Source organism: Thiocapsa imhoffii (assembly GCF_016583985.1).
Lineage (GTDB): Bacteria > Pseudomonadota > Gammaproteobacteria > Chromatiales > Chromatiaceae > Thiocapsa > Thiocapsa imhoffii.
In genome coordinates, this window is record NZ_NRSD01000002.1 from 72,333 (window position 1) to 85,276 (window position 12,944).

The 12,944-nt window shown below is 63.6% G+C and carries 11 protein-coding genes; 6 read left to right on the top strand and 5 right to left on the bottom strand.

Features of this window, described 5'->3' with window-relative positions; genetic code table 11:
• Positions 1–38: 38 nt before the first annotated feature.
• Together argF and CKO25_RS02820 are read left to right on the top strand one after the other, a co-directional pair.
• Positions 39–983, top strand: a complete 945-nt coding sequence (gene argF / locus CKO25_RS02815; RefSeq protein WP_200386416.1) for an ornithine carbamoyltransferase — start codon at positions 39–41, stop codon at positions 981–983.
• A 100-nt stretch (positions 984–1,083) separates the two neighbouring features.
• On the top strand, positions 1,084–1,767 hold the full coding sequence (locus CKO25_RS02820) for a TIGR04211 family SH3 domain-containing protein (RefSeq protein WP_200386417.1): 684 nt from the start codon (positions 1,084–1,086) through the stop codon (positions 1,765–1,767).
• A gap of 101 nt (positions 1,768–1,868) precedes the next feature.
• Here CKO25_RS02820 and CKO25_RS02825 read toward each other — a convergent pair whose 3' ends face one another.
• Positions 1,869–2,162, bottom strand: coding sequence for a hypothetical protein (locus CKO25_RS02825; RefSeq protein ID WP_200386418.1), 294 nt, complete (start codon positions 2,160–2,162; stop codon positions 1,869–1,871).
• A 381-nt stretch (positions 2,163–2,543) separates the two neighbouring features.
• Here CKO25_RS02825 and CKO25_RS02830 point away from each other — a divergent pair, with 381 nt between their 5' ends.
• Together CKO25_RS02830 and CKO25_RS02835 are read left to right on the top strand one after the other, a co-directional pair.
• A complete protein-coding gene (locus tag CKO25_RS02830) occupies positions 2,544–3,752 on the top strand; it encodes an alpha/beta hydrolase family protein (RefSeq protein WP_200386419.1) in 1,209 nt (402 codons plus the stop codon).
• Between the two features lie 74 nt (positions 3,753–3,826).
• A complete protein-coding gene (locus CKO25_RS02835; protein ID WP_200386420.1) occupies positions 3,827–4,282 on the top strand; it encodes a bacteriohemerythrin in 456 nt (151 codons plus the stop codon).
• Positions 4,283–4,418: 136 nt separating this feature from the next.
• Here CKO25_RS02835 and CKO25_RS02840 read toward each other — a convergent pair whose 3' ends face one another.
• From CKO25_RS02840 to CKO25_RS02855, 4 genes are read right to left on the bottom strand one after another with little or no spacing between them, the layout of a single operon-like run.
• Positions 4,419–4,955 carry a hypothetical protein gene (locus tag CKO25_RS02840; protein WP_200386421.1) on the bottom strand — a complete coding sequence of 179 codons (537 nt, stop codon included), beginning with the start codon at positions 4,953–4,955 and terminating at the stop codon, positions 4,419–4,421.
• 38 nt (positions 4,956–4,993) lie between these two features.
• The gene (locus CKO25_RS02845; RefSeq protein WP_200386422.1) at positions 4,994–8,140 is read right to left on the bottom strand and encodes an efflux RND transporter permease subunit; all 3,147 of its coding nucleotides are present in this window, start codon (positions 8,138–8,140) and stop codon (positions 4,994–4,996) included.
• A gap of 1 nt (position 8,141) precedes the next feature.
• Complete coding sequence (locus CKO25_RS02850) at positions 8,142–9,287, bottom strand: efflux RND transporter periplasmic adaptor subunit (protein WP_200386423.1); 1,146 nt, start codon at positions 9,285–9,287, stop codon at positions 8,142–8,144.
• On the bottom strand, positions 9,284–9,931 hold the full coding sequence (locus CKO25_RS02855) for a hypothetical protein (protein ID WP_200386424.1): 648 nt from the start codon (positions 9,929–9,931) through the stop codon (positions 9,284–9,286). The genes CKO25_RS02850 and CKO25_RS02855 overlap by 4 nt, the downstream gene beginning before the upstream one ends.
• 1,211 nt (positions 9,932–11,142) lie before the next feature.
• Between CKO25_RS02855 and CKO25_RS02860 the strand changes: the two genes are divergently transcribed.
• Entirely contained in the window at positions 11,143–11,388 is a 246-nt protein-coding gene (locus CKO25_RS02860; protein WP_200386425.1) for an acyl carrier protein, read from the top strand.
• Between the two features lie 47 nt (positions 11,389–11,435).
• Positions 11,436–12,941, top strand: coding sequence for a class I adenylate-forming enzyme family protein (locus CKO25_RS02865; RefSeq protein WP_200386426.1), 1,506 nt, complete (start codon positions 11,436–11,438; stop codon positions 12,939–12,941).
• Positions 12,942–12,944: the final 3 nt, after the last annotated feature.

The window sequence follows — 12,944 nt, forward strand, 5'->3', positions numbered from 1 at the left end:
TCTCGGAATCGTCCTTCTCCGGATCGAGGTGGAAGTTCATGGAAGCTCGTCGCATCGGTGATTGCCGACACTTTCTCGCCTTGCATGACCTCACTGCTGATGAGGCACATGCCCTGCTCGCGCGCGCGACCGAATTGAAACGCATGCTGTATGCGCAAGAGGATTACCGTCCTCTTCATCATCGGACGCTTGCGATGATTTTCGAGAAGTCCTCGACCCGGACTCGGGTCTCGTTCGAGGTCGGGATGGCGCAACTCGGCGGTCATGCCCTGTTCCTCTCACCACGCGATACCCAACTCGGGCGTGGCGAACCGATCGAGGACAGTGCACGGGTGCTCTCGCGGATGGTCGATGTTGTCATGATTCGGACCTTCCATCATGAGACCGTGGAGCGCTTCGCAGCTCATTCGCGGGTGCCCGTGATCAACGGACTGACGGATTATTTGCACCCCTGTCAGATCCTCGCTGACATGCAGACCTACCGGGAGCATCGTGGTGAGATCCGTGGGCGGCGCGTGACCTGGATCGGTGATGGCAACAATATGTGCCATTCCTTCATGGAAGCGGCGCAGATGTTCGATTTTGAACTGCGCATCGCCTGTCCTGAAGGTTTCGATCCAGACCCTGTTTTGCTGAGCAGGCTTGGGGACCGCTGTCAGATCCTGCGCGATCCACACGAGGCCGCGGAGGGTGCGGATCTGATCGTCACCGATGTCTGGGCGAGCATGGGACAAGAAGACGAGCAGGCGCGGCGCATGGCCATGTTCGCACCCTATCAGGTGACCGATGCCGTGATGGCACGCGCCGCCGCCGATGCGCTCTTCATGCATTGTCTGCCGGCGCATCGTGGTGAGGAGGTGGCTGCCTCGGTGATCGACGGGCCGCAGTCGATCGTCTGGGACGAGGCAGAAAATCGTCTGCACGCACAGAAGGCCCTGCTGGAATTCCTGCTCCTTGGACTCACCGATACGCCAGCGCATTGAGCGAGGCCGTGGCTGGGTGGGTGCTCATCATGCGACGAACCAGCCCGCCGCGGTCAGCGCGCCCGTGCAGCCCGCACACCGGAACCCGTGAGGACGCCAGGTGAATCGACTGCGAGTTCTCGTTCTGTCGCTCCTGATCCTTCAAATCGTCTGCAGCGGGTTCGCGTGGGCGCAGACGCGCTATGTCACGGATGTGCTCGAGGTCACCCTCAGGACCGGAGAGACGACTCGACATCGCGTCATTCGCATGCTGCCGAGTGGGACCCCCGTGACGGTTTTAGACGTCGACGCCACGACCGGCTATGCTCGGGTTCGCCTTGAGGACGGCACGGTCGGCTTCGTGCTCGAGCATCAGTTGCAAGAGGAACCGGTGGCGCGTGCCCGGCTGGCCGAACTGGAGGCGCGCCTCGCTGATCTCCAGGCCGACCCCGATGCCCTGAGCGCGCGGTTGGCGGCACTGCAGAGCGAACAGATGCGGATGCGTCACGACTTCGACGTCCTCGAACGCGAGAAACGGCAAGCCGAGCAGGACCTCGCGACCCTTCGGCGTGCCTCGGCCAACATCCTGGACATCACCAATGACCGGGAACGTTTGCGCATCCAGGTCAGCGAACTCATGCGTGAGCGGGCGATGCTGGAGCAGGCCAACCGCGATCTCACCAATCGGGACCAGCAACGCTGGTTTTTGATTGGCGCTGGAGTGACACTCATCGGCATCCTGATCGGACTCCTGCTGCCGCATCTTCGTGTGCATCGGCGGCGGGGTTCCTGGGGGTCACTATGAGTGCTCGGGGCGGGATGCCGGTGCGTTGATTGGCCCGACTGGTTCGCGGACAGCATCATCACCTGATGGGTCCGCTCGCGGAACCAGTCGGGCGCGGCCGCTTAGGAGGTCGATTCACTCGTGACGTCGGCACTGACCTCAGGCGTTGCTTCCGGCACGGCTTCCTTCTTCCTTCCCGAGCCGCGGCAGTGGCTGCTGACTTCGATGCCATCCTTGCGGGTGTATCCGGCTTGCCAGCGACACTCCTCGGAGGTCTCGCAGAGCGCTTGCTCCATCCCCTTGCACACGGTTGCGGCAAAGGTCGTGGTGCTGACTCCGAGGATAAGGACCGCGCCGAACAGGCTCATAAGCAATGCGGTCCGGTGGCCGGTCTGGGACATCTGGTTTTGCGACATGCTGGTTCTCCTGATTGCGGATCGAGATGACACGGTCGTTTCGTAAACGATTCGTGCCCTGCAACCATAGAGCGAGAACGTACACATTTCAAGAACGAATTTTGGCCGCTGATCCGCATGGCCCCGTGATGCGCGCCCGTGGATGCGCGCCCATGATGCGCGGGTTTGGAGCACGGCATGCCCAGAACGGGTTGGTGTGCGTTGCCGCGGCGCGACGGTACAGCAGTTCAGGCGACTCCACAGGTCGGTCTGCGATTGGATTACGGCTGGTGCTCGTGATTCAATTCAGCCGTATCGGCGCGCCATCCGCTTGATGACCTCATGCGATCATCCGGCTGAGACGGTTCGGATCGGGTTCTCCTCAACGCAAGGGCAACGAGCATGCTGTCGAGCGATCGCTTCTTCAACGACCAGGCCATGCGGTCACTGATGCATATGCAGTTCGGTGGCGCGGATTTTGGTGAGTGTCTGACGACGATGCAGCGCGTGCCACCTGGTGATCATGACGCCTGGTTGCGCGAGTGGAGCGCGACGGCGCAACGGGTCGCCGCAATCGGGGATGCCTGCGCCGCGGCAGGCCATGCGGTCAGTGCGCGCGAGGCCTATCTGCGCGCATCGAACTATTTCCGCACGGCCTACCTGATGCATTATGGGGCGCCCACCGAAGAGGCGGTGGTCGATTGTTTCGAGCGCGAGTCGGCGGCATTCCAGGCGTTCGCCGAGCGGGCTGACCCACCCCTTCAGCCGCTCGAGATTCCCTACCAGGGGACGACCCTTCCAGGGTACTTCTGCCCCGCGCTGCGGAGTTCCGGCCGCGCACCGCTCCTGATCGCCACTAACGGCTATGACTCCACCCTGCATGAGATGTACTTTGCGTTTGCCGTGGCGGCGAACCGGCGTGGATATCACTGCCTGCTCTTTGACGGCCCTGGTCAGGGGCGTGTCTTGATTCGCCAGGGTCTGCCGATGCGACCCGATTGGGAGGCCGTGGTCCGTCCGGTCGTTGACCTAGCCTGGGGGCGCGCGGATGTCGATCCACGGCGGATCGCCCTGGCGGGATGGAGTTTCGGTGGCTATCTGGCGTTGCGGGCGGCCGCGGGCGAGCATCGCTTGGCCGCTTGTCTCGCAGACCCAGGTCTGTCCGGTCTGTGGCGTCCCATGGAGCGGCTCTTCAAAGATCTTCCGGCCGCGGCGCTGGCGGATCCACTGAGTGCCGATGCCGCCGTCTTCGAGCCCTTCATGGCGATGATCAATGCATCCCCTGAATTGCGCTGGAAGATCGTTCAACGTGGTTTCTGGGTGCATGGCGTCGCATCGCTCGCCGAGTATCTCGCGATCGCGCGCGACTATACGACCGAGGCGAGCGCGCCTGCTATTCGTTGCCCAGTATTCCTAGCGCAAGAGGAGCAGGATCCCTTGGGCGCGACGGCGAACGAGGTTTTTGATGCGTTGACGGTGCCAAAGGTCCTGGTTCGTTTCCTTGCGTCCGAGGGTGCCGGTGACCATTGTGCGATGATGGGCCGTTCGCTGATGCATCAGCGGATGTTCGACTGGCTCGACGATGTCCTGGCAGCCCGAACCCCGACCTGAGGCGTCCTCGCGGTTGGGGACGCTCGTGTAGGATCTCCCCCTTGTTCATTTGTCCGCTAGATGAAGGTCACACTATGCTGAAAGACTGGTCGGAGGTGTACAGCATTGGGATCGATGAGATTGACCAACAACATCGTGGTTTTTTCAACGCATCACATCGATTGTACCAAGCGATTCTCGATCGAGAGGGGCGGGACGGAGTGATCGAGGCCGTCGGCTTCATGCGTCATTACGCCGAGACCCATTTCCAGGCCGAGGAGGCCTTCATGCGTGCGCATGCGTATCCCGACCTGGAGGCGCATCTGCGTCAACATGGCCGCTTCATGCGCCAACTCGACGCGCTCGAGGGTGACCTGAGAACCTTCGGTCCAAGTCAGCAACTGGCGGATCGTGCCCTGGAGATGACCCAGGATTGGCTCATCGACCATATCGCCGACGAAGACGTCCTCTATGCCCTGCATGTGAAGTCCGAGGATCAGAGTGGGCAACCGAGAGTCACGTCTCGGCATCCGCCCATCGATCCCACCTGAGCCGCTCGCCGGGTGGTGGGTCTGAACGGCGCGGCCCCAGGCGAGCGACTCGGTGGTCGGCTGACTGGCGTTGCCGGATTGCTCGGCTCGCGCAAGGCCTGGGCAATTCATCCGCATGCCCAGTCCTTCGCGTGGGTTAGTGATGGTGCGCGTGCGGGTCCGAGGTCGCGGTGGCCTCGCCAGATGGATCGCGTGGTGAGCCGTCGAGATATTTATAGGGCGTGAAACGGACCTGCTCGTTGAGTTGATCGGGAGTCGTGAGCGTGACCACCACGACCATGTCAGGATCATGGCCGAACAGACCCGTGCCACTGAGCTGGTTCGCCTCGCTCGGCTCGAGCACGAGGGTGGTGCGCTCGCGATTGGCGACAATGACGGCGCGGGCACTGAACCCGGCGCTGGCGATGGGCTGATCGGCGTGATCGGTCAGAAAGACGGCAACCGGATGCAGGGCCGCCGGGCTCTCCCGTGGCGGATCAAGCACCAGTTCCAGATGGTGATCGCCCGCTACCCGGAGCTGGCCGCCATTGGGTCCGACTAGGGTGTCGAGATAGGCGTCGTCGTGCGCGCCCACGCTCGTGGCGAGCAGGAGGCAGAGCGCGGCGACGCCGCCGCCCGCGCGACTGCGGGTGAGGCCTCGTGGCCAAGTGTGAAGGGTTGATTGGTGTGGCATCTCAGTTCTCCTTAGGGTTGGTGGCGAAGCAAGCGGCTTTAGGGATCGTCCCGCTGGCCCAGGCCGCGAACTGGGCTCGGGAGGTCGCTCCGCTCGATCCAGCGTGCCAGTGGTTGCTGCCCATAGCACTTGAAGAGGACCGGGGTGACGACGGTATCGAGCAGTGTGGAGCTGATGAGGCCACCGAAGATCACCACGGCGACCGGGTAGAGGATCTCCTTACCTGGATCCTGCCCCGCGACCAGCAGCGGAATCAGCGCGATGGCCGTGACCAAGGCGGTCATCAGGACTGGGGTCAGACGTTCCGCCGCGCCGCGGAGGATGAGTGCATCGCCGAAGCGCTCACCTTCGTCACGCGCCAGATGGAGATAGTGGCTGATCTTGAGGATCCCGTTGCGTGTGCTCAGGCCCGCCAGCGTGATGAAGCCGACCAGACTGGCCACCGAGAGTGTGGCCCCCACGATCCAGAGCGCGGCCACCGCGCCGATCAAGGCGAGCGGGATGTTGCCCATGATGATCAGCACCAGCACGCTCGAGCGATAGCGGCTGTAGAGCGCGAGAAACACCAACAGGACCGAGAGGCTTCCCAGGATGGCGATCAGGCGCATCGCCTCCTCCTGTGCCTGGAACTGCCCCTCGAGAGCGAAGAAATAGCCTTCGGGTCGCGCGAACCGCGCCATGACCTCACGGACCTGTCCGACGGTTGCCGACAAGTCTCCGCCGCGACTGTTGGCCTGAATGACAATGCGGCGTTGGCCGTCATCGCGACTGATCTGATTCGGCCCGCTGCCCAAGCTGATCTCGGCGAGCGTGCTCAGTGGCACAAAGCCGGCGGGGGTCGCGATGGGTAGCCTCCGCAGTCCATCGACGTCGCGGTCTGGGTCGGCCAGTTGCAGCCGCAGATCGAAGCGGCGGTTGCCCTCGATGACCTGGGTGATGCGCCGACCTTCGGTCAGGGTCTCGAGCTGTTGCAGGAGCCGGCCCGGCGTCATCCCATAGCGTGCCAACGCGGGTTGATCGAGGATGACGGTCACTTGTGGAATCAGAACCTGTTTCTCGATCTGCAGATCGGTGAGGCCGGGGATGTTCCGCAACCGCTCCAGCAGCGCCGCGGCTTGAGCGCGTAGAGTGTCGAGGTCATCCCCGTGGATCTTCAGCGCGATCTGCGCGCGGATGCCCGAGAGCATGTGATCGAGCCGGTGTGAGATGGGTTGGCCGATTGAGACCGCCGCCGGGAGCAGCGCGAGACGGGTGCGGATATACTGCATGATGGCGTCACGATCGCGCTCGGAACGGCGTAGATCAACGTCGATCTCGCTGTAATGAACCCCTTCAGCATGCTCGTCGAGCTCGGCCCGACCGGTGCGTCGGCCCACCTGCGTGACCTCGGGAACCTCCAGAATCAACTGCTCGGCCAGCGTTCCGATGCGGTTGGACTCGCTCAATGACACCCCGGGGTTCAGCAGCAGATTGATGGTCAGGGTGCCCTCATTGAAGGCTGGAAGAAAACTGCGCGGCAGGAAAGGGAGGCTTGCCGCCGCCATCACGACCAACAGGAGCGCCGCGGCGAGGACGCGCCGCGGCGCTCTGAGGCAGACGCTGAGCACCCCTGCCTGCAGGCGTTTCAGATGCCGCACGACGGGGCTGTCGCCCCGTTCTAGGTGAGGTCGGCCGGGCAGCAAGGCGGCGCAGAGCACCGGGGTGAGCGTCATGGCTACCAGGGTGCTGGCTAGGATCGAGACGATGTAGGCGACCCCCAAGGGGCTGAAGAGCCGGCCCTCGATACCCGGCAGCGCGAACAGTGGGACGAAGACCAAGACCACGGTCGCGGTGGAGTAGAGGATTCCGGCGCGCACCTCGATGGTGGCGCGGGCGATGATGGGAATGGCCTCCGCGACCTGCGCGGCGTAGCCACTGCGCACACGGGCCTGTTTCAGGCGGCGCAGCACATTCTCGGTGCCCACCACCGCATCATCGACCAGTTCACCGATGGCGATGGCGATCCCGCCGAGCGTCATGGTGTTGATCGAGAGACCGAACACCTGGAACGTCAGGAGGGTCACCAAGACCGCCAGCGGGATCGCCGTCAGGGTGATGGCCGTCACCCGCACGTCGAGCAGGAAGAGCAGGAGCACGATCGCGACCAGGATGGCGCCGTCACGAATGGCCGTGGTGACATTGTTCACCGAAGCCGCGATGAAATCGGCCTGTTTGAAGAGAATCCGAGGTGCCTGCACCCCGGCGGGCAGGTTGCGGGCGAGGTCGTCGAGGGCGGATTCGATGGTCTCGGTCAAGGTCAACGTATCGACCTGTGGTTGTTTTTGGATCGAGAGGATCACGGCGGGCGCGGCGTTGAAGCTGGCTTCGCCGCGTTTGAGTGCCGGGGCGAACGCCACGTCCGCGACCTGCCGCAGCATGATGGTGCGGCCGTTGCGATGGGCCACGGCCAACTGTTGTAGATCCTCCAGACGGTCCGTTCGGCCCAAATGGCGGATCAACACCTCCTCGGCATCGCGCTCCAGGAACCCCCCGCCACGATTCGCGGCAAAATCCTCGAGCGCCGCGATGAGCTCCTCATACCCGATGTCGAGTACGCGCAAGGACTCCGGGCGTGGTGTGACGCGATACTCGCGGACCTCCCCGCCGATTGGAATCACTTGCGCCACCCCAGGCAGCGCGAGCAGGCGCGGGCGCATCACCCAATCGGCGAATTCACGCACCGCCATCGGACTGGCCTGAGATGGATCGATCGGGACCGCAACCAGCATGATCTCGCCCATGATGGAACTGATCGGACCCATGTGCGGCGTGATGCCGGGCGGAATCTCGTCCAAGGTGAGCGTCAGCCGTTCGGCGACCTGTTGGCGATGACGGTAGATGTCGGTCCCCCAATCGAATTCGACGGCGATCACGGAGAGTCCCACACCCGAGACCGAGCGGACGCGCTGGACGTTTGGAAGCCCTTTCATGGCCGTTTCGAGCGGCAGGGTCACCAGTTGCTCGACTTCCTCCGGGGCCAGGCCGCCCGCTTCCGTCATGAGCGTGACCGTCGGACGATCCAGATCGGGGAAGACATCGACCGGCAGCTCGCGAAAGGCCAGCAGCCCGAGGACGATCAAGAGCAGTGCCGCGCCCAGCACCAGGAGACGCTGGCGTAAGCTAAACCAGACGATGGCGTCGAACATGTCAGCGGACCTGGTTCAACAAGGAGGCGCCAAGGATGACCACACGTTCACCGGGCGTCAGTCCCGCGCCCACCAACACCCGTTCGGCATCGATGGGTTCGACCCGGACCAGCCGGGGCGTGAAGCGCTCGGCGGACGTATGGACCCAAACCTGATCCGCTCCCCCACCCTGGCGGACCACCGCGGGGCGTGGCAGCACCACGCCCGTGCGTTGATTCGCCGTCTCGAGCAGGACACTGAGCGGCTGTCCCAGTGCCAGCCTGGGGAACTCGCCGAGGAGTTCGAACTGGAGTGGCAGGGTTTGAGCTTGGAGCCTCAAGCCGCTGCCGATCAGTCGCAAGCGCAGCGGCTCGCCACTGGCCGTTCGCGCCGAGGCGTCGACGACGGCATCGATGAGGGCTGGATCCGAGACAAACGCCGTGACCTGGAGGCGCCGGGGATCGACCAGTTCCAGGAGGGCTTCGTGCTCGTCGACGATGGCTCCGGCATGGAGTCGGGTTTGGCTGACCACGCCACTGACCGGGGCATACAAGGGCTGGTGTTCGTCGAGGCCACGCGAGACGGCCGCGCGGCGCGCTTCGGTACTCGTCAGTTGCAGGATGACGTCTTCGAGCTCTTGGCGTGGTGCGCTCTCCTGTAACTGCTCGAGCCGTTCGAGCCGCTGCCGCAAGAGGGCCAGCTGCCCTTCGAGATCGGCCAACTGCGCCTCTTGGTTCGCGCGCTCGAGGCTGGTGGGCAGGGGTTCGAGCCAGGCCAAGAGGGTTCCAGCCGTAACCTCCTGACCCAACACGGGCAGACCCTGCTCCGTGGTGTGGATGCGTCCGAGCTTCGGGGCTTGCAGGAGTCCACTGGCATTGGGATCGGCCACGACCTCACCGATGACGTGCTCGCTGTGACCGACCTGGGTGAGTTCAACCTGCAGCGTGCGCACCCCGTACAGACGTTGCACGGATTTCGGCAGGAATAGACTCCCATCGGGCTGTCGCGTTGGGAGGTTAGCCGCGACCGGAACTGGCTCTGTCACGCCATGATCGTGTCCGGGATGCGCGAGCACCAGGCTAGGCAGGAGGCACCAGAGCAACCACGCGATGCGATGGCCGGGCAGCGAGCGCGGTGCTCGCACCGCCATAACGGCTGTGCGCGTCATGGGCGCTCCCCCACGTCCTGATGGCGGTTGGTGGCGTGGGCCAACGGCGGGATTGGTGGTCGCCTCCGCAGCCCCATCCCAGCGCCCAACCCGAGCAGGAAGACCAGGGCCAGGACACCGACCTGTGCTCCGAGATCCTCATTCGACCAGCTTGTGGCCAGGGTTTGGGGGCGTTCGGGTTCTGGAATCTCGAGCCGCGCGGTCAAGAGATCGAAACCGGCGTCATCCTGAACACTGATGAGGACGTCATGGCGACCTGGTTCGGTTAGCCATGGCGCCGACAGGCGGTAGACACCATCACCCTCGTCATGGACTTGGAATTCCTCCGGCCCCTGAGGGGTGCGGGTCTCGACCAGGACGTCGGCTGAGAGGATCGGGGCGTTGGTTGCAAAGTCGTCCAGGAAGATCAACAGATCACTGCCGTCCAACATGATCAAGAGTTCGAGCCGGTCGCTGTAGGCCTCGGCACGTGGCATGACGGCGACGGCTGGAGCAGGTCCCGCATCGTGATCGTGGCCGGGGTGAGCCCCCAGTGGCATCGAGAACGACGCCCCCAGACAGAGCCCAAGGACCCAGCCGACAGAGAGCGCTGGTCCTGCACGCAGCGTCAGGTTGCGTGCGCGAAACGGAGTGAAGTGCGGCATGCATCACCTCGAGCAATCAACAGAGCACGCCGATCACACTGTGCGGCGATCGGCAGGGGCGAATGGCTCAGATGGCGCTGTTGGGGGGACGCAAGAGGTTGGACGGGGCGACCACGGGAACAGTCGCAACGATCAGGGCATCCCAGCGAGGATCCAAGGGGGGGTGGCTGGTCCGGTCAACCTGTGCGACGAGAGTGGTACAAAGTGGGCAAACACCGCAGTTCCCCTGTTCTTGCTGGTCTCGATCGGCGTCAGGCATGCTGGCCGGTGAGAGGGTGAGGGCATTGCTTGCAGGGGTCTGGTGGGCGGTGGCCGGCGGTGAGGGTGGCGGTGAGAGTGATTGGTGTCCGGCATGACAAGGCGCCGCTATGGGCTGCTCGAGCGACGCATCGCGTTTCTCCAAGCCCAGCGTCCGATGTTCACCACAGCTCGCACACACTACACCACCGGTGATCATGTTCACCAGTGAGAGGATGAGAAGCGATGAAATCAGTCGACGAATCATGGATAACAAATGTGGATGAGCGCGACGCCTGTCAAGTGCGCCAACAACGTCCGCGGACGCGGCGAGGCCTAGGTTGCGGTTTGCGCCCTGTGCGCGCTCCTGTGAACAACGCGGACCGATCGGGGTTCGGGGCGTCTGTCCGCTGCCCGAGTCGCGAGTGCTTGAGTGGCTTGAAGTGACCGTGCGGCCGTGTGGATGGGCTGGAAAACCCTTGAACTCTGGTGTATCGTCATCGGCGTCTGATTGTAGTCGTTTCTCCACGCCCCGCGCCGATCCCCTGGGCGATCCATCGCACTCGGTGTGGAATGGCGGTCGCGTCGGAGTCTTGGTGCCGCGAGTAAGGTCTCTCTCTGCCAAGCACCCGGTGCGGCGCATCCATCCAGCACAGGGGAAGGCCTGGGCCGAATCGTCTCGCCTGATCAGGGCGATACCGCTTGGGCGCAGGGTATGCCTCACCGCTGCGGTCTGGCATGACGCTCGGAACTGACTTAGGACCCGATTCGGACTGGTGTCGCGGCAAGCCCGGGTGACTCCCGCTTTCCCACGCCAGGACTTTAGCCTTCACACGAGTGACCGCGAGCGTTTGCCGTGCTGATCAGATCGAAGAGAATGCGCGCAGTCATCTTCAGTTGTTTCCCATTATCGAATAGCGCGTCCTGGCTTCGCCCAGGCATTCAGCTCAGTGCTGATCAATAGGGTTTTTGACATGGATACCAGAGTGCAGATCCGCCAATTCATCGCCGAGAACCTGCTCTTCTCCGAGACCGGTTACCCGCACGAAGACGACGCATCCTTTCTCGAGCAGGGCATCCTCGATTCAATGGGCGTGATGGAACTTGTCCATTTCGTTGAAGAGGCCTTTGGCGTCAAGGTGGGCGACGATGACCTGACGCCTGAGAATTTCGATTCGGTGGACCTGCTGGCACGGTATGTCGAGCGTCACGTCTCCTAAATGCGTCGGGCCGCGACGCCGATCCTCGTCCGCGAGAGCACCAGGGTATGAATTTCGCTGACTACCTGCTCGAGATCGGCGCGGACGACGCGGCTGCCATCCTCTCCGGCTCCACCGTCCACACGCATCATGACGTGCGCGCGGCTGTCGCAAGCATGGCCGTGGCGCTGCGCGAGCAGGGTCTCGGCGTCGGTGATCGGGTGGCCATCATTGGCGCCAACTCACTGTTCTGGATCGCGTCTTATCTCGCAACCCTCAAGATCGGCGCGGTCGCGGTTCCCTTGCCCGTGACCACCTCGCCGGAGGAGCTGGGGGCGCGACAGAGTTTCATCCAGTGCCAAGGCTTTTGTGTGTCACGCCTGCTCTATCCGCGGCTGCGAGCGGTGCTCCCGCACGGCGCCGCGCTGCTCGTCGAAGACGCCACGCCACGCCCGCTGCCCCCAGCCTGGAGCGAGGTCCCGAGCGCGGCGGTTCGACCTGACGCAGACGCCGTCCTCCTCTTCACCTCGGGGACCACGGCACGCCCGAAGGTCGTGCGCCAGACGCACCGCAATCTGCAGGCGAACACGGATTCCATCATTGACTATCTCGCGCTCGATGCCAGCGAGCGGGTGCTGTCCATCCTGCCGTTCAGTTACTGCTTCGGCTGTTCGTTGTTGCACACCCACCTACGGGTCGGTGGCTCCTTGGTGCTGGCGCGATTCCTCTATCCCGAGCATCTCCTCGATCAACTCGAGTCGACCGCCTGTACCGGGATGGCCGGCGTGCCCTCGATCTATCAGACCCTGCTGCGCAACACCACCTTCAGTCAACGCGCGTTGCCGACGCTACGCAAGATTCAGCAGGCTGGCGGGAAGCTACCCGACGCCCTGATTACGGAGCTGATCGCGGCCGTGCCGCATGCCGAGGTGTTCGTCATGTACGGTCAGACCGAGGCCACCTCGCGGCTCTCCTATTTGCCCCCGGCCATGCTGGGGACGAAATTGGGCTCGGTGGGGCGTGGGATCCCGGGGGTGTCGTTGCAGGTGCTCAATGAACACGGCGACCCGGTGGCACCCGGGGAGATTGGTGAGATCGTCGCGCGCGGTGAGAATATCTCGCCGGGTTATCTCGACGCGCCGGATGAAACCGAACGGAAGTTCGCCGGTGGGGCGCTGCTGACTGGGGATCTGGCGCGGGTCGATGAGGATGGATTCATCTACATCGTCGACCGACAAGCCGATTTCATCAAATGCTTCGGGCACCGTGTCAGCAGCCAAGAAGTCGAGGCGGTCGCACTCGAGCTGAAAGACATCGTCGCCGCCGCGGCAGTCGGGGTTCCGGATCCCGTGCGTGGCGAGGCAATCTATCTCTTCATCACGGTACGTGGTGGCGCTGAACTGAATGCCGAGGCCGTCATCCACTACTGCAAACGCCGTTTGCCGGCCCACGCGGTCCCTCGCGACGTCGAAATTCTCAAGCAGATGCCCTTGAGTGAAAGTGGCAAGGTGCTGAAGTCTGCCCTGAGAGAGACGGCCCAGCGCGCGGGTGCACCAGCGGGCGAGGCGACCTAGCGG